Here is a 19,055-nt window from a genome sequence, read left to right as displayed (position 1 = left end):
TTTTTGGCATGAGCGACAAGGCCGTCATCACCTGCGCGCTGAACGGCGTGCTCACCGACCCGAAGCAGCACAACGTGCCGGTTACGCCCGAGCAGATGGCACGCGAAGCCAAGGCTGCGTTCGATGCCGGCGCCAGCATCATGCACATCCATCTGCGCCAGCAGGCGCCGGACAAGGGACATCTGCCGTCCTGGGACGTGAGTGTCAGCAAGGAGATTCAGCAGGCAATCCGCGAGGCCTGCCCCGGCGTCATCATCAATCACACCTCGGGCGTCTCAGGGCCGAACTACAGCGGCGCGCTCGACTGCATCCGCGAGACCAGGCCGGAGATCGCCGCCTGCAACGCCGGCTCGCTGAATTATCTGAAGGTGAAAGCCGACAACACCTGGGCCTGGCCGCCGATGATGTTCGACAACGCGGTCGAGAAGGTGAAGGACTATCTCGACGTCATGAACGCCGTCGGGACGATCCCCGAGTTCGAATGTTTCGACGTCGGCATCGTCCGCTGTGTCGGCATGTACCACCAGGTCGGCATGTACAAAGGCCCGCTCGAATATAATTTCGTGATGGGCGTTGCCTCCGGCATGCCGTCCGATCCCGATCTGCTGCCGATCCTGATCAAGCTGAAGCGGCCCGAGGCGCATTTCCAGGTCACCGCGATCGGCCGCGAAGAGATCTGGCCGCTGCACCAGCGCTGTGCCGAACTCGGCGGCCATCTCCGCACCGGTCTGGAGGACGCCTTCTATCTCGCCGACGGCAAGAAGGTGACGTCGAATGGCCAGTTGATCGAGGCCATCGCCGCCTGCGCCCGCCGTGCGGGCCGCGAGATCGCAAGCCCCGCCGAGGCGCGGAAGATCTTTGGGACGAATAGGTAAGGTATCGCCTCAACCGTCATTGCGAGCGAAGCGAAGCAATCCAGGGTCTTTCCGCGGTGACGGTCTGGATTGCTTCGTCGCTTCGCTCCTCGCAATGACGAGCAGGATAGAGTTATGTCCATTCTCGACAACACCACTTCCCCCGGCAGCACTGCCTATCATGCCAATCGCGACGGCATGCTCGCGCTGATCGACCGCATGCGCGCGCTGGAAGAGCGCACGCGTGCGGCGTCGGCGGCGGCAAAGGATCGCTTCCACAAGCGCGGCCAGCTGCTGCCGCGCGAACGCGTCGCGCTGGTGCTCGATCCCGGCGCGCCCTTCATCGAGCTCTCGACGCTCGCCGGTTACATGTTCGACGTATCAGATGCGAACAAGAGCGTGCCCGGCGGCGGCGTCATCGCCGGCATCGGCTTCGTCTCCGGCGTCCGCTGCATGGTCAGTGCCAATGACGCCGGCATCGATGCGGGCGCGCTCCAGCCCTATGGCCTCGACAAGACGCTGCGGGTGCAGGAGCTCGCGCTGGAGAACAAGCTGCCTTACGTCCAGCTCGTCGAAAGCGCCGGGGCCAATCTGCTGCGCTACCGCGTCGAGGACTTTGTCCGTGGCGGCAACATCTTTCGCAATCTCGCGCGGCTCTCGGCGGCGGGGCTGCCGGTCGTCACCGTCACGCACGGCTCGTCGACCGCGGGCGGCGCCTACCAGACCGGCCTGTCCGATTACATCGTCATGGTCCGTGGCCGCACCCGCGCGTTCCTCGCCGGGCCACCTCTGTTGAAAGCCGCAACCGGCGAGATCGCGACCGAGGAAGAGCTTGGCGGTGCCGAGATGCACACGCAGGTCTCAGGTCTTGGCGATTACCTCGCGGAGGACGACCGCGATGCGCTGCGCATCGCGCGCGAGATCATGGCAGCGCTGGAATGGGAGCGGCCGGGCCGCGCGGCTCCGCAGTTCAAACCGCCGCGCTACGACCAGGACGAGCTGCTCGGCATCATGCCGATGGACCACAAGCGCACCGTCGACATGAAGCAGGTGATCGCGCGCATCGTCGACGATTCCGACTTCACCGAGATGGCGCCCAATTACGGCCCCGCCACCGTCTGCGGTCACGCCCGCATCGAAGGCCAGGCGATCGGCATCATCACCAACAACGGCCCGCTCGATCCCGCCGGCGCCAACAAGGCGACGCATTTCATCCAGGCCTGCTGTCAGACCCGCACGCCGATCCTCTATCTCAACAACACCACCGGCTACATGGTCGGCAAGGCCTATGAAGAAGCCGGCATGATCAAGCACGGCTCCAAGATGATCCAGGCTGTCACGTCGGCGACGGTGCCGCAGATCACCATCTATTGCGGCGCCTCGTTCGGCGCCGGCAATTACGGCATGTGCGGACGCGGCTTCCATCCGCGCTTCTGCTTCTCCTGGCCCAACGCCAAGACCGCCGTGATGGGCGGCGAGCAGGCCGCCGAGACCATGGCGATCGTGACGGAGGCCGCCGCCGCGCGCCGGGGCAAGCCGGTTGAGAAAGAAAAGCTCGACGCGATGAAGGCGCAGATCATCGGTGTGTTCGACGGCCAGATGGACGTGTTCTCGACCAGCGCCCGCGTGCTCGATGACGGCGTGATCGACCCGCGCGACACCCGTGCGGTGCTCTCCGAGGTGCTCGCGATCTGCCGCGAGGGCGACGCGCGCACGCCCCAGCGCATGCAATTCTCGGTGGCCCGCCCATGAGGAACGGATCAGTGCAGCACCGGCCGTTCTTCAGGGTTTTGGTTGCCAATCGCGGCGAGATCGCGCTGCGGGTGATGCGGAGTGCGCGGCAACTCGGCCTCGGCGTCGTTGCGGTCTATTCGGATGCCGATCGCGATGCGCTCCACGTGCGGCAGGCCGACCAGGCCGTGCGCATCGGCGAAGCCCTGCCGGCGCAATCCTATCTCAACATTCCCGCGATCATCGCCGCGGCCAAGGTGAGCGGCGCAGATGCCGTGCATCCCGGCTATGGCTTCCTCGCCGAGAACGAGGACTTTGCACAGGCCTGCAAGGAGGCCGGCCTCGTCTTCATCGGCCCCTCGCCGCTGGCGATCGAGGCGATGGGCAACAAGGCTGGCGCCAAGGAGATCATGAAGAAGGCCGGCGTGCCCTGCGTTCCCGGCTATCAGGGCGCCGACCAAAGCGACGAGGTCATGCTCACGGAAGCCAGGAAGATCGGCTTCCCCGTGATGATCAAGGCGGTTGCGGGCGGCGGCGGCCGCGGCATGCGGCTGGTCACCGATGCCGCATCCTTCCCCGATGCGCTGCGCAGCGCGCGGTCGGAGGCAAACGCCGCGTTCGGCGATCCCACGGTCATCCTCGAGCGAGCGATCCAGAACCCGCGGCACATCGAAATCCAGGTGTTCGGCGATAGCCACGGCAACGCCATCCATCTCGGCGAGCGCGACTGCTCGGTGCAGCGGCGACATCAGAAGCTGATCGAGGAGGCGCCATCGCCGGCGGTCACGCCGGAGCTGCGCGCGAAAATGGGTGAGGTCGCTGTCGCCGCAGTCAAGGCGCTGCGCTATGAGGGCGCCGGCACGCTGGAATTCCTGCTCGACGCCAGCGGCGAATTCTACTTCATGGAGATGAACACGCGCCTCCAGGTCGAGCATCCCGTCACCGAGGCGATCACCGGGCTCGATCTCGTCGAGCTGCAGCTGCGTGTCGCGCGCGGCGAGCCTCTGCCGGTGAAGCAGCAGGACGTCCGATTCTCGGGCCACGCCATCGAGGTGCGGCTGTGCTCGGAAGATGCCGCGCAGGATTTCATGCCGCAGTCCGGCCGCATGGCGCGCTGGCAGGTACCTGACAGCATCCGCGTCGAGCACGCGCTGCGATCGGGTGCGGGGATTCCGCCGTTCTACGATTCCATGATCGCCAAGGTGATCAGCCATGGCGCGACACGGGAGGAGGCGAGGGGGCGGCTGATTGTCGGCCTGGAGCAACTCACTGCGTTTGGCGTGACCACCAATCAGGCGTTCCTGATGTCCTGCCTGCGCCATCCCGGATTTGCCAGAGGCGAGGCGACGACAGCTTTCATCGGTGCACATCGCGACGAACTGTTGGCGCCGTCGGCGAATGCTGCATTCAATACGGCGCTGGCGGGCCTGCTGCTCTATGTCACCAATCCGCGCGCGCCGTCATGGCAAGGTGGCCGGAGCCTGGCGGCAACATTCCCGCTGCCGGCGAAAGTCGAGATCGCCGGCCACACCCACGAGCTCGAAGTCACGCGTGAGCGCGATGGCGGCTACATCGTCGCCGCCGACGGCCGTCAGGACAAGTTCGAGATCGACCAGCTCGATCCCGACGCCATCCGCTTTCGCCACGACGGCGTGATGGACTGCGCAAAATTCCTGCGCGATGGCGACCGGCTCTACCTCCAGCATCGCGGCATCCCGCTTGCGGTCACCGATCTCACCCTCGCCGCGCCGAAGGCGGCCGCAACCAACGGCGGCGATGGCAAAGTCCGCGCCGCCATGAACGGCCGCGTCGTCGCCGTGCTGGTCAAGCCCGGTGACCGCGTCACCGCCGGTCAACCGGTGATGACCCTGGAAGCGATGAAGATGGAGCACGTCCACAAGGCCGGCATCGACGGCGTTATCGCCGCGATCGACGTCGCCGAAGGCGAGCAGGTCACCACGGGTAGGGTCGTGGCGGAGATCGGGGCGGGGTAGCGCTCTCGCCATTATCGCGAGGAACGACTTGTCCGCCCTAGCTCGAAGAGCGAAGGTGGAGGCGACGAAGCAATCCCGTCTCACTACTCGGAGGGGCCCGGATTGCTTGGCTGCGCTCGCAATGACGATGGGGTGAGATGCTCCGTCGAGCCCTGCCGTGGCAGCTCTTCGTTTTCGCGCCGAAATTTGAATGATTTCAATCCGATAGTTACCAGTTCGTGCTCAAGCGCAGTTTTATTGAACAATATTCACTTTCGGCTTACTAATATTGAACGATGTTCAATTCACGAGGAGGCCTGTATGTTGCGCGCAACTGATCCCGGCCGAAACACAGCTGCCACGCTCCCTTCGCGGTCCAACCGACTGCCGTTCGCCGCACCTCAGATCCGCGAAAAATATTTGATTGGCGCGCTCTTCGTCCTGACGCTGGTGGCGCTCCTCGCGCCGGCGTTGCCCGCCTCCGCCTGGCACATCCCGCATTTCGTCGACACTCGCACCTGGCTGGGCGTGCCCAACGCCGGCGACGTGCTGAGCAATCTTGCCTTCCTGGCGATGGGCGCTTGGGGCTTGCTGCGCCTGCGTGCCCACCCTGATGCGCCCGCGGGTGCAGGTTGCCTCTTCGTGGGTCTGATCCTCACTTGCATAGGATCGTGCATCTATCATCTGGATCCCGACGCGCCGCAGCGGCTGGTGGCCGATCGTCTCGGTATGGCGGTGGCGTTCGCGGGCTTTCTGGGCATCGCGGCCAGCGAGCGCATCAGCGTGCGTGCCGGTCAGGCGGTGGTGGTGCTGGTGACGGTTGCGGGCCTGCTCGCGGCCTGGGTGGCACGCGAGAATCTCACGCCATGGGTGGTCGTGCAGTTCGGCGGCATGGCGTTGGCCGTGGGACTGGCGTTGACACGGCCCCGGCCCGGTGCGCTTGGCGTGTCTCTGGGCGGCGTGATCTTCTTTTACGCGCTGGCCAAGCTTTTCGAGCTGGGTGACGTGACCATATTTGAAGCGACAGGCCACATTGTCTCGGGCCACACGCTCAAGCATCTGGCCGCCGCGCTGGCGGCCTGGCCGGTGATCCGGGCGTTGCGGCCTGTTGCTACTGGCTCCGCCCCGTCCCCTCGTTGAGCAGGCACGCCACCTGATGTCCGCCGCCTGCGTCCACCAGCGCCGGCCGCTCCGTCTTGCACCGCTCGATCGCAAACCGGCAGCGGGTGTGAAATGCGCAGCCGGAGGGCGGATTGACCGGACTCGGCACGTCGCCGTCGACCAGCGGCGCGAGCTTCTTGGCAAACGGGTTCGCAACCGGCACGGAGGCGAGCAGGGCCTGCGTGTAGGGATGGCGCGGATTGCGGAACAGCTCGTCCTTGCCGGCGATCTCGACGATGCGGCCGAGATACATCACGGCGACGCGGTGGCTGATATGGGCGACCACGGCGAGGTCATGCGCGATGAAGAGATAGGAGAAGCCGTGCGCCTTCTGCAGGTCGATCAGGAGATTGATCACCTGCGCCTGGATCGAGACGTCGAGCGCGGAGACCGGCTCGTCGCAGACGATCAGGCGTGGACCCAGCGCAAGCGCCCGTGCGATGCAGATGCGCTGGCGCTGGCCGCCGGAGAATTGATGCGGGAAGTTGCGCATCTGATCGGGCCGCAGGCCCACCTGCTCGAACAGTTTTGCGGTACGCGCTTCCAGCTCCTTGCCGCTTGCGAGCCCATGCACGGTGAGCGGCTCGCCGACGATGTCGCCGGCGGCCATGCGCGGATTGAGCGAAGCGAACGGGTCCTGGAACACGATCTGCATCGAGCGGCGATGCGGCCGCAGCGCGGTCTTGGAGAGACGGGTGATGTCCTCTCCGTCAAGGCGGATCTGACCCGAAGTCGGCTCGACCAGCCGCAGCACGCTGCGCGCCACCGTCGACTTGCCGCAGCCGGATTCACCGACCAGGCCGAGCGTCTCGCCGGTATGAACCGAGAACGAGACGCCGTCGACCGCATGCACGGTGCCGACCTGCCGCCGCAACACGCCGGCGCGCACCGGATAGTGCTTCTTGAGATCGGTGACTTCGAGCAGCGCTTCGGTCATGCCACCTCCGCCACTTCGGCCGCGCGCCAGCACGCCGCGAGATGGCCGCCGCCCCAGTCCTCCAGCGGCGGATATTCGGCCTCGCAACGCTTGATCGCGAGCTTGCAGCGTGGCGCGAAGGCGCAGCCTTTCGGCAACCGCACCAGCGAGGGCACCGTGCCGGGAATTTCGTTCAGCCGCGCCTGCACCGGAACACCTGACGCCGGCACGGCCGGGATCGAGGCCATCAGCCCGCGCGTGTAGGGGTGCTTGGGATCGGCGAACAGCGCTTCCACCGTTGCCTCCTCCACCTTCTTCCCCGCATACATCACGATCACCCGCTGCGCGGTCTGCGCGACGACGCCGAGATCATGCGTGATCAGCACGAGGCCGGTGCCGAGCTCCTTCTGAAGGTCGAGGATCAGCGCCAGGATCTGCGCCTGGATGGTGACGTCGAGCGCGGTGGTCGGCTCGTCCGCGATCAGCAGCGCCGGCCGGCAGGCGAGCGCCATCGCGATCATCGCGCGCTGGCGCATGCCGCCGGAAAGCTGATGCGGATATTCCCGCGCGCGCCGTGCCGGTTCGGGAATGCGGACCAGCCGCAGCATCTCGACCGCGATGTCACGGGCTTCTCTGGCCGGCATCGCCCGGTGCAACCGCACCGCCTCGACGATCTGGTCACCGATCCGCATCACCGGATTGAGCGAGGTCATCGGCTCCTGGAAGATCATGGAGATGCGATTGCCCCTGACAGCACGCATCTCGGATTCATCCAGCGCCAGCAGCTCGGTGCCTTCGAGCGTGACCGACCCGCCGACGATGCGGCCGGGCGGATCGGGCACCAGCCGCATCAGGGACAGCGCGGTGACGCTCTTGCCGCAGCCGGATTCGCCGACGATCGCGAGCGTCTCGCCACGTTTCACGGTGAACGAGACGTCGTCGACGGCTTTGAACAGGCCGGAATTGGTGAAGAACACCGTCTTCAGGTTCTTCACATCGAGCACGAGATCGGATTTGTCTGCCATCAGCCGCGCTGCCGGGGATCGAGGATGTCGCGTAGGGCGTCGCCGAACAGGTTGGCGCCGAACACGGCGAGGCTGATCGCGATGCCGGGGAAGATCACCAGCCACGGCGCGGTGCGGACATATTCGGCGGCGGATTCCGAGAGCATGCGGCCCCAGGACGGATAGGGTTCGGGAATGCCGAGGCCGAGGAAGGACAGCGAGGCTTCGGTCAGGATGGTCGAGCCGAGCTGCGCGGTCGCGAGCACGATCAGCGGCGCCAGCGTGTTCGGCAGCACGTGGCGTAGCGCGATCCGCACCTCGCTCATGCCGATCGACTTGGCGGCTTCGATAAAGGGCAGCTCGCGCAGCGCCAGCGTGTTGGCGCGAATGACGCGCGACACGGTCGGGATCAGCGGAATGGCGATGGCGATGATGACGTTCGGCAGGGACGGACCGAGCGCGGCGGTCATGATCAGCGCCAGGACCAGCAATGGAAGCGCTTGAAGAATGTCGGAGACGCGCTGGAATACGAGGTCGACCCAGCCGGAGAGATAGCCGGAGGTGAGGCCAACGATGACGCCGATCGTACCGCCAAGTGCCGTCGAGCCGATGCCGACCGCGAGCGAGATCCGCGCGCCGTGGATGATGCGGCTGAACACGTCGCGGCCGAAGGAGTCCGTGCCCATCCAGTGCGCCAGGCTCGGGCGCGCCAGCGCACGGGCGGCGTCGATGGTCAGGGGATCGTAGCGCGCGATGAAGTCGGCAAAGATCGCCGTGAGCACGAACAGCGTCATGATGATCAGCCCGGCCGCGCCCAGCACGTGCCGCTGTGCCAAATACAGTACGCGCCGCCAGCCGCCGGTCGCATGCGCGCCGGCCCGCCTCAGTTCGAGATCATAGTCAATCGCGGCCAAGCTGATCTCCTAATCCGTATACCGGATGCGCGGATCGAACACCGCGTAGAGCATGTCGACGATGAAGTTCGCGCTGACCACCACGACCGCAATCAGCATCACGAGGTTCTGCACGATCGGGTAGTCGCGCCAGCGGATCGCTTCGACCAGGAAGCGCGCGACGCCGGGGATGTTGAACACGGTCTCGGTCACGATCAGGCCGCCGATCAGGAACGCGGCCTCGATGCCGATCACGGTGATGACGGGCAGGATCGCGTTCTTCAGCGCATGCTTATAGTTGACGGCGGCGTCGGAGGCGCCCTTGGCGCGCGCGGTGCGGATATAGTCCTGCCGCAGCACCTCCAGCATCGAGGATCGCGTGATGCGCATGGTCAGCGCCGCGCTGCGGAAGCCGACGGCGGCCGCCGGCACGGCGTAGGTCGCGAACGCCTCGAGCCAGGTCTGCGGATTGGGATTGAAGATCGGCATCTGGTTGAACATCGCCACCGAAGCGGTGAGGATCAGCAGGCCGAGCCAGAACGAGGGCAGCGACAAGCCGCTGAGGCTGACGACGCGCAACGCGTAATCGAGCCGTGTCCCCTGCTTCACCGCGCTGATGACGCCGAGCGGAATGCCGATCGACGCCGAGAACAGCAGCGCCAGCCCGGCGAGCCGCGCGGTGATCGGGATCCGCGGCAGGATCTCCTGAAGCGCGGGCTTCTCCGAAACATAGGAGTAGCCGAAATCGCCGCGCAGAAAGCCGCTGATCCAGTGCCAGTACTGCACGACCAGCGGCTGGTCGATGCCGAGCTCCTTCTCCAGATTGGCCTTGTCGGCGGGATCGACGTAGCCCGCCGCGGCAAACAGGATGTCGACGATGTTGCCGGGCACGACGCGCAGCAGGAAGAAGATGACGACCGAGATCCCGAACAGGGTCACGAGCATCAGGAACAGGCGCCGCACCAGATAGGCAAGCATGCATCGCCTCCTGTCGAAATCGTCAGCCGCCTGCGCTACTTGTCCATCCAGACGTCCTCGTAGCGATACCCATTATAGGAGCTGTTCGACATCACCGTTACGCCCTTGACATAGGGCTGCCAGCAGGAGCCGGTGCGCGCGTGGAAGATGATCGGGCGGGCGACGTCCTCCTGCAGCTTCTTGTCGATGTCCCACACCATTTTCTTGCGCTTGTTGACGTCGGTCTCCTGCGACTGCACGTCGAACAGCTTTTCGATCTCCTTGTTGCAGTAATTGGTGTAGTTGCGCTCGGAACCGCAGGAATAGTTCTCGTAGAACGACTGGTCGGGATCGTCCACGGCGTTGCCGGTCAAATTGAGCCCGAGCATGTAGTCCTTGCGTGCGATCTTCGGGAACCAGTTCGCGGTCTCGACCACGTCGAGCTCGCCGTCGATATAGATGCTCTTGAGCTGGTCGATCAGGATCACCGCGGGATCGCGATAGACCGGAATGTTGCGGGTTGAGACCTTGACGGCGAGATGCTTGTCCGGCCCATAGCCGGCCTTCTGCATCAGCTTCCTGGCTTCCTCGCGGTTGGCGTTCACATCGGGGCCATAGCCGGGAATGCTCTCGAGCATCTCCTTCGGCATGCCCCACAGCCCGTTCGGCGGCGGCAGCATGGTGCCGCCGACATCGCCCTGGCCCTCGAACATGATCGAGATGAAGGCCTTGCGGTCGAGCGACAGCGCCATGGCGCGGCGGATATCGATATTGTCGAACGGCGGCGCGGACGAGTTGACGATGATGTTGGTGGCGACATTGTTGGGCTCGACCACGCAGACCGCTTTCGGCGCCTGCGATTTGACGTCCTTCAGCAGCGGAATGCTCACTTCGGTCGGGAACGCCATGTCGAACTTGCCGGCGACGAAGGCGAGGATCGCGGTCGAACGGTTCGGGATGATGGTGAACTCGATGCCGTCGAGATAGGGCCGCCCCTCGCGCCAATAGTCGGGATTGCGGGTCAGCTTGATCGATTCATTGGCCTTGAACTCGACGAATTTGAACGGGCCGGTGCCGATCGGGTGCGTGCGCATGTCGCCGGGCGAGACATGACAGGGATAGACCGGCGTGTAGCCCGAGGCGAGCAGGGCCAGCAGCGACGGCTGCGGCCGCTTCAAGTTGAAGGAAACTTCGAGGTCGCCGTTGGTGGAGACGTCATTGACCTGCTCGTACCAGGTCTTGCGCGGATTCTGCCGGAACTTCTGCTGCGACTTGCCCATCAGCATGTCGAAGGTGCATTTGACGTCCGCGGAGGTGAACGGCTTGCCGTCATGCCATTTCACGCCCGGGCGCAGCTTGAAGGTCAGCGTCTTGTTGTCGTTGACCCAGGCCCAGCTCTCGGCGAGTTCCGGAATGATGTTGTCCATCCTGTTCTGCGCCTCGTCCTGCTTGTAGATGACGAGGTTGTTGAACACAGGCATGAAGGGAACATTGAGCGAATAGGTCGCGCCTTCATGGATCGAGGCATTGCCGGGGCTGTCGCGGTGGTACATCCGCAGGATTCCGCCCTGTTTGGGCCCGCCGGCGAGCGTGGTCGTCGAGGCCGTCAGCACAGATAGCGCCGCCACTGCGGCGAGCGCCCACACGCTCCGCATGCTCATCCTCCCTGGACACTAGTCTTTTGGGCCTTTGCGGCCTGTTTGTCAGACGATAGCGACGCACGTGCAGCGAGGCAACCGGCAAGGCCGCTCGCCGCCTCGACAATTCGGATGACGGAAGGCCGCAGGCGTTCACACTCTCTTCATGTGAGAGTGCAGGTGCGAAGGGATGGTTCCTGTGCAGATGTTGCGGGCAGCTGCCTCAACAAACTCCGCCGTCGTCCCGGACAAGCGAAGCGCAGATCCGGGATCCATAACCACGGGAGTCGTTTGATGAAGACTCGGAGTTACCTGCTCGCGTGACGACTCCCGCCGGTGGTTATGGGTCCCGGGTTCGCGACTTCGTCGCGCCCCGGGACGACAGTGGGGCTCACACGATCCGTGACGTCTTGTTCCCCCAATATCGGTCCCGCAGCAGCCGCTTGTACAGTTTGCCCGTCGGCAGCCGCGGCAGTTCCTTTTCGAAATCGACCGAGCGCGGCACCTTCTGCCGCGACAGCGATTGACCGCAGAAGGCGATCAGTTCTTCGGCGAGCGCCTCGCCCGGCACGATGCCGGGCATCGGCTGTACCACCGCCTTCACCTCTTCGCCGAGATCGGGATTGGGCACGCCGAACACCGCGGCATCGGCGACCTTCGGATGGGTGATGAGCAGGTTCTCGCATTCCTGCGGATAGATGTTCACCCCGCCGGAGATGATCATGAAGGTCGCGCGGTCGGTCAAATAGAGGAAACGATCCTCGTCGACATAGCCGACGTCGCCGACCGTGCTCATGCTGCCGTCGGCCGAGCGCGCCTCCCTGGTCTTCTCGGGGTCGTTGAAATATTCGAACGACGATGCCGTCTTGAACCAGACCTGGCCCGGCGTGCCGGTCGGGCACGCCCTCATGTTCTCGTCGAGGATGTGGAGGTCGCCGAGCAGCACCTTGCCGACGGTGCCGCGGTGGCTAAGCCATTCCTCGCTGTTGCAGGCGGTGAAGCCGAGGCCTTCGGTCGCGCCGTAATATTCGTGGATGATCGGCCCCCACCATTTGATGATGTCGTCCTTGACCAGTGCCGGGCAGGGCGCTGCGGCGTGGATCGCGATCTCCAGCGACGACAGGTCGTAGCGGCCGCGCACCTCCTCCGGCAGCTTCAGCAAGCGCGAGAACATCGTCGGCACCAGCTGGGTGTGGGTGATACCCCATTGCTGGACGAGCTGGAGATAACGTTCGGGATCGAACGTCTCCTTGATGATCACGGTGCCGCCCATGCGGATCGTGAGGTTCACCGCGGCTTGCGGCGCGGAGTGATAGAGCGGGGCAGGCGAGAGATAGACCATGCCCTCGCGGTAGCGCCAAAGCTTTGTCAGGAAATCGAACAGCGGCAGATTGTGCTTCGGCGGTTCCTCCGGCAGCGGGCGCAGGATGCCTTTCGGCCGTCCGGTCGTGCCGGATGAATAGAGCATGGCGGTGCCGAGCCATTCATCGGCGATCGGAGCCTCGGGCAGGTCGGCGGTCACCTCGGCGAGGCCGACGATACGGTCGCTCTCGCCAGGGCCGTCGGCGACGATGCAGAGCTTGATGTCCGGACAGGCCTTGATCGCCTCGCGGGCGATGTCGAGTTTCGCAACGGACGTGATCAGGATTTTCGACTGGCTGTTGACGAGGAGATAGGCGAGCTCGCCCGGCGTCAGGAACGAGTTGATGCAGGTGTAGTACAGCCCGGAGCGCTCGCCCGCGCCGCAGGCTTCGAGGTAGCGCGAATTGTTCTCCATGAAGATCGAATAATGGTCGAGCCGCTTCAAGTCGTGCTTGCGGAACAGATGCGCCAGGCGGTTGCTGCGCGCATCGAGTTCGCGATAGGTGACGGCCTCGCCGGTTGCAGCCATGATGAAGGCGGGCTGGAGCGGGCGTAGACGAGCATGCTGACCTGGATACATCAGTCCTCCGGCTTGAAATTATGCGGCGAGAAGCAGGATTTCGCGAATGTCGGCGGGGCCGCCGATCTTGCGCGGGTTGCGCGGGATCCAGTTGGTGCGCATCGCCTGTTCGGCGATGGCGTCGAAATGCTCAGGCGAGACGCGGACGTCGGCGAGGCTGCGCGGCATGCCGAGCGAGCGGATGAAGGCGTCGAGCACGTCGCCGGCGTTGTGGCCGGGAAAACCCATCGCGGCGGCGACGATCATCTGGCGCTCGGAATTGTCGCGCGCATTCCAGCGCATCACCGCGGGCAGCATGATGCAGGAGGTGTAGCCGTGCGGCACGTCGAAGGCCGCACCCAGGACATAGCCGATGCCGTGGCTCGCGCCCATCGGCACGCCGGCGGCGAGCGCGCCCATCGACAGCCAGGTGCCGATCTGCGCATCCATGCGGGCGTCGAGATCGGCAGGGTCGGCCTTCACCCGCGGCAGCGCGTCGGCGAGCATGGCCAGCCCCTTCACCGACTGCGCGTCGGCATAAGGGTGCGTCTCGCGCGAGCAGATCGCCTCGACGCAATGGTCGACGGCGCGGATGCCGGTGGAGAGAAACAGCCATTCCGGCGTGTGCACGGTGATGGCGGGATCGAGGATGGTCGCACGCGGCACCGTGAGCGGATGCCGCAGCATCTGCTTCACATGCGTGCCACGGTCGGTGACGCCGGCGATCGCGCTGAACTCGCCGCCGGCGATCGTGGTCGGCACGCTGATCTGCCGCACGTTAGGGGCGGTCATCTCGGGCGCGACGCCCTTGTGGACGCGGATGCGCTCGATGCCCTCGACGTCGTCGATGCCGTTGGCAAGGCAGAGCTGCACCGCCTTGGCACCGTCGGTGATCGAGCCGCCGCCCACGGTGACGATCAGGTCGGCGTTCACTGCGCGCGCCGCATTGGTCGCCGCGATCACCGCCTCGCGCGGCGTATGCGCCGGCATGGCGTCGAACAGGCCGGCGCAGCGCGCGCCGAGCGCCTGTTTGATCTTCGCGATTTCGTCGGTCTGACGGTTCAGCGTGCCGGAGACCATCAGGAAGGCGCGGCGCGTCCCCAGCCGATCCATCTGCGCAACGACGGCCTCGGCCGCGGGATGGCCGAACACAACCTCCTCGATCGCGCCGTAAACGACACGTCCCTGGTGCACGCCTGTCCTCCCAGGACAATTCGGCTTTGTTTTTCTGGGAGCAATCTAGCCGAGCGGACGGTGTCCGTCATGTGCGAAGACGCTGGCGACTTTCTTACCCTCCGCCTCCCGGGGAGGGTGGCGAGCGCCGCGTCTTGATTGCTGACCTTCCGCCGACGCGCATCAGCTGCCGCTTGTCATCATCTCTCTCGCTGTCAACCCGTCATCCGGCTAGGGCATCCTCCCAAGCGTTGCGCGCGCTTTCGTCTTGAAGATTTCATCATTGAAACCCATCTTGTGTCGCCCGCGGGTAGGCGAGTACGCTGCTTTTGCTGCGGCAAATGTGCGAGGGACTTGGGATGAGCGGACCGGACCGAAACGAGCATTTTGTCAAAACGCACGATTTCGTCCTACCTCGACTTTGCGCAATTGCCGGGCTCCTCGCCGCGACGTTCGCTCTCACTGGTTGCGGACAACCGGCCTCGCAGGCCGCCGCCCCACCGCCCCCGCCGGTGACCGTTGCCCAGCCAGTCAAGCGCACCGTCACCGATTGGGACGAGTTCACCGGCCGCTTCGAGGCGGTCGAGGAGGTGCAGGTGCGCCCCCGTGTCGGCGGCTTCGTCAACTCCGTCGAGTTCCAGGACGGCGCGATCGTGCATCAGGGCGACCTGCTCTACGTCATCGACCCGCGCCCGTTCGAGGCGGTGGCCGAGCAGGCGGACGGCCAGTTGTCCGACGCGCGTGCCAAGGTGGAGCTTGCCAAGCGCGAGCTCGACCGTGGCCTGAACCTGGTCCAGACCAGCGCGGTCTCCGAGCAGGCCGTCGACCAGCGCCGCCAGGCCCTGCAGGCGGCGCATGCCGCGGAGACGCAGGCCGCAGGCGCGCTGAAGGCCGCCCGGCTCAATATCGAGTTCACCCATGTGACCGCGCCGCTCACCGGCCGCGTCAGTCGCCATCTCGTCAGCCCCGGCAATCTCGTGCAGGGCAGCGATACCGGCACCTCGACGCTGCTCACCTCGATCGTCGCGCTCGATCCGATCTACGTCTATTTCGACATGGATGAAGCTACCTTCATCAAATACAGCAAGCTGTGGTTCGAAGGCCGCCGCCCGAGCTCGCGCGACACCGCGAACCCGGTGCAGGTGACGCTCGCCGGCGAGACCAAGCCGTCGCATGAGGGCACCATCAACTTCCTCGACAACCGCCTCGATGTCTCAACCGGCACGCTGCGCAGCCGGGCCGTGATCAAGAACACCGATCTCTCGATCCTGCCGGGCCAGTTCGGCCGCGTCCGGCTGATCGGCAGCGCGCCCTATGAGGCGCTGCTGATTCCCGACGTCGCGGTCGCGACCGACCAGTCCCGCAAGATCGTGTTCGTCGTGAAGCCGGACGACACCGTCGAGGCCCGCCCGGTGGTGCTCGGTCCGCTCGATGAGGGCCTGCGCGTGATCCGCGAGGGGCTGAAGGCGGAGGACCGCGTCATCGTCAACGGCATCCAGCGCGCTCGCGTCGGCGCCAAGGTCGCTCCGTCTCCCGCGCCAGCGCCGGCCAAGTCCGGTGACAAGTCATGAACCTTGGCCGTCTCTCCATCAACCAGCCCATCCTGGCGATGGTGCTGTCGATCGTGCTGCTGATCGTCGGCGCGCTCGCCTATACGACGCTGCCGGTCTCCGAATATCCGCAAGTTGTGCCGCCGACCGTCGTTGTCACCACGCAATATCCGGGCGCCTCGGCGCAGACCGTGTCCGACACCGTCGCAGCTCCGATCGAGCAGCAGATCAACGGCGTCGAGGACATGCTGTATCTCTACAGCCAGGCGACCTCGAACGGGCAATTGACGATCACCGTCACCTTCAAGCTCGGGACCGACCTCGACAAGGCGCAGGTGCTGGTGCAGAACCGCGTCGCGATCGCACAGCCGCAGCTGCCGGACGAAGTGCAGCGCAACGGCGTCGTCACGCGCAAGAACTCGCCCGACATCCTGATGGTCGTGTTCATGCTGTCGCCGGACGATACGTTCGACCAGCTCTACATCTCCAATTACGCGCTGCTCCAGGTCCGTGACCAGTTGCTGCGGATCGACGGCGTCGGCGATATCCAGATCTTCGGCGCACGCGACTATTCGATGCGGCTCTGGCTCGACCCTGATCGTATCGCCAATCTCGGCCTGACCTCGACCGAGGTGCTGGCGGCGATCCGTGCCCAGAACGTCCAGATCGCGGGCGGCCAGATCGCCGAACCGCCGATCGCCGACCGGGCCTTCCAGCCAAACCTCGTTTTCACCGGGCGCCTGAAGGACCAGAAGCAGTTCGAGGACATCCTGATCAAGGCCGGCTCCGACGGCCGCACGGTGCGGCTGCGCGACGTCGCCCGCATCGAGCTCGGTGCTCTCGCCTACTCCACCAACAGCTTCCTGTTGCGCAAGTCGGCGGTTGCCATGCTGGTGACGCAGCGGCCGGGATCGAACGCGCTTGCGACGGCAAAGAATATCTCCGACACCATGGTGAAGCTCAAGGAGAGCTTTCCGAAAGGCCTCGACTACAATATCGGCTACAATCCGACCGAGTTTATCGCGCAGTCCGTCCACGAGCTGATCAAGACCATCTACGAGGCCATGCTGCTCGTGGTTATCGTGGTGCTGGTGTTCCTGCAAGGCTGGCGGCCCGCGATCATTCCGATCATCGCGATCCCTGTCTCGCTGGTCGGCACCTTCGCGGTGATGGCGGCGCTCGGCTTCTCCATCAACAACCTCACCTTGTTCGGCCTCGTGCTTGCGGTTGGCATCGTGGTCGACGACGCCATCGTGGTGGTGGAGAATGTGGAGCGCCATCTCGAGCACGGCTTAAGTCGGCGCGATGCGGCGCTGAAGACCATGGAGGAGGTCGGCGGCGCGCTGGTCTCGATCGCGCTGGTGCTCTGCGCCGTGTTCGTGCCGACCGCATTCATTGGCGGCATCTCCGGGCAGTTCTTCCAGCAATTCGCCGTCACCATTGCGGTGGCGACCGCGATCTCCTGCTTCTGCTCGCTGACGCTGTCGCCGGCGCTGGCTTCGATGATCCTCACGCCGCACGCAGAGAAGCGACCGCCTGCCGCCTGGAATCTCCTCGCGCGTGGCTGGAATGCGTTCACCGGCGTCTTCAACCGCGTGTTCGACCGGCTCTCGCATGGTTATGCCGGCCTCGCCAATTTCGTGATCCGCCATTCGGTGGTGATGATCCTGATCTATGTCGTGCTGATCGGCAGCGCCGGCTGGCTGATCGCGACCACGCCGCAGGGCTTCATTCCCGCGCAGGATCGCGGCTACGTCATCATCTCCGTGCAATTGCCGGGCGCGGCGTCGCTGGCGCGCACCACCGAAGTCGTGCGCGAGATCGAGCGGATCTCGCTGGACACGCCCGGCATCGTTCGCGTCGCCGCCTTCGCCGGCTTCTCGGGCGCCACCCGCACGCAGGCGGGCAATGCTGCGGCGCTGTTCCCGGTGTTCGACGAGCCCGAGGCGCGGATGAAGAAGGGATTGTCTGCGAACGCCATCACGGTCGAACTGCGCAAGCGCCTGGCCGCAATCCAGGGCGCCTTCATCATCGTGATTCCGCCGCCGGCCGTGCCCGGCATCGGCACCGGCGGCGGCTTCACCATCCGCGTCCAGGACCGCCAGGGCCGAGGACCTGAGCTGCTCGCCGCGGCCACCGACGAGCTTGTCGCCGCGGCGCGCAAATCGCCGTTGCTGCTCGGCCCCACGGTTTTCTCGCCGTTCTCGGCCAACACGCCGCAGCTCTTCGTCGACATCGACCGCACCAAGGCGCAGAAGCTCGGCGTGCCCATCGCCAGCATCAACGACACGATCCAGACCTACTTCGGATCGACCTACGTCAACGACTTCAACCTGTTCGGCCGCACCTATCACGTCACCGCGCAGGCTGACTTCCCGTTCCGAAAAGAGCCCAGCGACCTCTCGCGCCTGCGCACGCGTAACGCCTCCGGCGACATGGTGATGCTGGGCAGCGTGGTCGAGTTCAAGGACGTCTCCGGCCCCGACCGCGTCGCGCGCTACAATCTCTATGCTGCGTCCGAGCTCCAAGGCGAGCCGGCGCCGGGCACCAGCTCGACCACCGCGCTCAACACCATCAAGAAGCTCGCGGACGACATCTTGCCGAGCGGCTTCACCTTCGAATGGACCGATCTCTCCTACCAGCAGGTCACCGGCGGCAATGCGGGCCTGCTCGTGTTCCCGATCTGCGTGCTGTTCGTCTATCTCGTGCTCGCCGCGCAATATGGCAGCTGGACGCTGCCGTTCGCGGTGATCCTGATCGTACCGATGTGCCTGTTGGCCGCCACGATCGGCGTGCGCATCATGGGGCAGGACGTCAACATCCTCACCCAGATCGGATTCGTCGTTCTGGTGGGGTTAGCTGCAAAGAACGCGATCCTGATCGTCGAGTTCGCGCGCGACATCGAGAAAGAAGGCAAGCCGCGGCTGGAGGCGGTGATCGACGCCTGCCGCCTGCGCCTGCGGCCGATCCTGATGACCTCCTTCGCCTTCATCCTCGGCGTGCTGCCGCTGGTGATATCGTCCGGCTCCGGCTCGGAGATGCGGCAGGCGGTCGGCGTTGCCGTGTTCTTCGGCATGATCGGCGTCACCCTGTTCGGCCTGCTGTTCACCCCGATCTTCTATGTGGTGGTGCGGAACCTGGCGGAAGGGCGGAACGAGGGGAAGAAGCCGGAGGTGGTGGCTTCTTAGTTGTTGCGGGTGGCCACTGGCGTATCCACACCCTCGCTGTCGTCCCCGCGTAAGCGGGGACCCATACCCCAGGGGGAAATTGCGGCGCGAGACAGGT

13 protein-coding genes are annotated in these 19,055 nt (G+C 65.1%); 6 read left to right on the top strand and 7 right to left on the bottom strand.

What is annotated here, in order from left to right:
• Window positions 1–8: 8 nt before the first annotated feature.
• The 4 genes from AB7531_RS41655 to AB7531_RS41640 all read left to right on the top strand — a co-directional run bounded on the left by AB7531_RS41655 (window position 9) and on the right by AB7531_RS41640 (window position 5,698).
• Window positions 9–875: a 3-keto-5-aminohexanoate cleavage protein gene (locus AB7531_RS41655; protein WP_028155241.1), complete on the top strand. Its 867-nt coding sequence runs from the start codon at window positions 9–11 to the stop codon at window positions 873–875.
• Window positions 876–989: 114 nt separating this feature from the next.
• Window positions 990–2,606 (top strand): acyl-CoA carboxylase subunit beta, encoded by a 1,617-nt coding sequence (locus tag AB7531_RS41650; RefSeq protein WP_063979984.1) that lies wholly within the window; start codon window positions 990–992, stop codon window positions 2,604–2,606.
• Window positions 2,603–4,579: an acetyl/propionyl/methylcrotonyl-CoA carboxylase subunit alpha gene (locus AB7531_RS41645; protein ID WP_063979983.1), complete on the top strand. Its 1,977-nt coding sequence runs from the start codon at window positions 2,603–2,605 to the stop codon at window positions 4,577–4,579. The genes AB7531_RS41650 and AB7531_RS41645 overlap by 4 nt, the downstream gene beginning before the upstream one ends.
• Window positions 4,580–4,879: 300 nt before the next feature.
• Window positions 4,880–5,698, top strand: coding sequence for a hypothetical protein (locus AB7531_RS41640; protein WP_063979982.1), 819 nt, complete (start codon window positions 4,880–4,882; stop codon window positions 5,696–5,698).
• Here the strand turns inward: AB7531_RS41640 and AB7531_RS41635 are convergent.
• From AB7531_RS41635 to AB7531_RS41605, 7 genes are all read right to left on the bottom strand, one after another.
• The gene (locus tag AB7531_RS41635) at window positions 5,670–6,656 is read right to left on the bottom strand and encodes an ABC transporter ATP-binding protein (RefSeq protein WP_063985943.1); all 987 of its coding nucleotides are present in this window, start codon (window positions 6,654–6,656) and stop codon (window positions 5,670–5,672) included. The two genes, AB7531_RS41640 and AB7531_RS41635, sit on opposite strands and share 29 nt — an antisense overlap.
• The gene (locus AB7531_RS41630; protein WP_063979981.1) at window positions 6,653–7,660 is read right to left on the bottom strand and encodes an ABC transporter ATP-binding protein; all 1,008 of its coding nucleotides are present in this window, start codon (window positions 7,658–7,660) and stop codon (window positions 6,653–6,655) included. Before AB7531_RS41630 ends, AB7531_RS41635 begins: the two co-directional genes overlap by 4 nt.
• A complete protein-coding gene (locus AB7531_RS41625) occupies window positions 7,660–8,553 on the bottom strand; it encodes an ABC transporter permease (RefSeq protein WP_063979980.1) in 894 nt (297 codons plus the stop codon). Before AB7531_RS41625 ends, AB7531_RS41630 begins: the two co-directional genes overlap by 1 nt.
• Window positions 8,554–8,562: 9 nt before the next feature.
• A complete protein-coding gene (locus tag AB7531_RS41620) occupies window positions 8,563–9,510 on the bottom strand; it encodes an ABC transporter permease (RefSeq protein WP_063979979.1) in 948 nt (315 codons plus the stop codon).
• Between the two features lie 35 nt (window positions 9,511–9,545).
• A complete protein-coding gene (locus tag AB7531_RS41615) occupies window positions 9,546–11,144 on the bottom strand; it encodes an ABC transporter substrate-binding protein (RefSeq protein ID WP_063979978.1) in 1,599 nt (532 codons plus the stop codon).
• A gap of 373 nt (window positions 11,145–11,517) precedes the next feature.
• Complete coding sequence (locus tag AB7531_RS41610) at window positions 11,518–13,068, bottom strand: AMP-binding protein (RefSeq protein WP_063979977.1); 1,551 nt, start codon at window positions 13,066–13,068, stop codon at window positions 11,518–11,520.
• Between the two features lie 18 nt (window positions 13,069–13,086).
• A complete protein-coding gene (locus AB7531_RS41605; protein ID WP_063979976.1) occupies window positions 13,087–14,241 on the bottom strand; it encodes an iron-containing alcohol dehydrogenase in 1,155 nt (384 codons plus the stop codon).
• Between the two features lie 338 nt (window positions 14,242–14,579).
• On the opposite strand from AB7531_RS41605, the gene AB7531_RS41600 reads away from it, so the two are divergent.
• Together AB7531_RS41600 and AB7531_RS41595 are read left to right on the top strand one after the other, a co-directional pair.
• Window positions 14,580–15,791 carry an efflux RND transporter periplasmic adaptor subunit gene (locus AB7531_RS41600; protein WP_063979975.1) on the top strand — a complete coding sequence of 404 codons (1,212 nt, stop codon included), beginning with the start codon at window positions 14,580–14,582 and terminating at the stop codon, window positions 15,789–15,791.
• A complete protein-coding gene (locus AB7531_RS41595) occupies window positions 15,788–18,958 on the top strand; it encodes an efflux RND transporter permease subunit (protein WP_063979974.1) in 3,171 nt (1,056 codons plus the stop codon). The genes AB7531_RS41600 and AB7531_RS41595 overlap by 4 nt, the downstream gene beginning before the upstream one ends.
• Window positions 18,959–19,055 lie beyond the last annotated feature (97 nt).

The sequence above is a fragment of the Bradyrhizobium sp. 63_E2_N1_3 genome, from assembly GCF_052076005.1.
GTDB lineage: Bacteria > Pseudomonadota > Alphaproteobacteria > Rhizobiales > Xanthobacteraceae > Bradyrhizobium > Bradyrhizobium barranii.
The sequence above is the reverse complement of the archived record's forward strand: the minus strand, read 5'-3'. Positions and strand labels throughout refer to the sequence as shown.

Coding starts and splice junctions, on each gene's coding strand:
- AB7531_RS41655 (WP_028155241.1), top strand. CDS start 9: ATGAGCGACAAGGCCGTCATCACCTGCGCGCTGAACGGCGTGCTCACC.
- AB7531_RS41650 (WP_063979984.1), top strand. CDS start 990: ATGTCCATTCTCGACAACACCACTTCCCCCGGCAGCACTGCCTATCAT.
- AB7531_RS41645 (WP_063979983.1), top strand. CDS start 2,603: ATGAGGAACGGATCAGTGCAGCACCGGCCGTTCTTCAGGGTTTTGGTT.
- AB7531_RS41640 (WP_063979982.1), top strand. CDS start 4,880: ATGTTGCGCGCAACTGATCCCGGCCGAAACACAGCTGCCACGCTCCCT.
- AB7531_RS41635 (WP_063985943.1), bottom strand. CDS start 6,656: ATGACCGAAGCGCTGCTCGAAGTCACCGATCTCAAGAAGCACTATCCG.
- AB7531_RS41630 (WP_063979981.1), bottom strand. CDS start 7,660: ATGGCAGACAAATCCGATCTCGTGCTCGATGTGAAGAACCTGAAGACG.
- AB7531_RS41620 (WP_063979979.1), bottom strand. CDS start 9,510: ATGCTTGCCTATCTGGTGCGGCGCCTGTTCCTGATGCTCGTGACCCTG.
- AB7531_RS41615 (WP_063979978.1), bottom strand. CDS start 11,144: ATGCGGAGCGTGTGGGCGCTCGCCGCAGTGGCGGCGCTATCTGTGCTG.
- AB7531_RS41610 (WP_063979977.1), bottom strand. CDS start 13,068: ATGTATCCAGGTCAGCATGCTCGTCTACGCCCGCTCCAGCCCGCCTTC.
- AB7531_RS41600 (WP_063979975.1), top strand. CDS start 14,580: ATGAGCGGACCGGACCGAAACGAGCATTTTGTCAAAACGCACGATTTC.
- AB7531_RS41595 (WP_063979974.1), top strand. CDS start 15,788: ATGAACCTTGGCCGTCTCTCCATCAACCAGCCCATCCTGGCGATGGTG.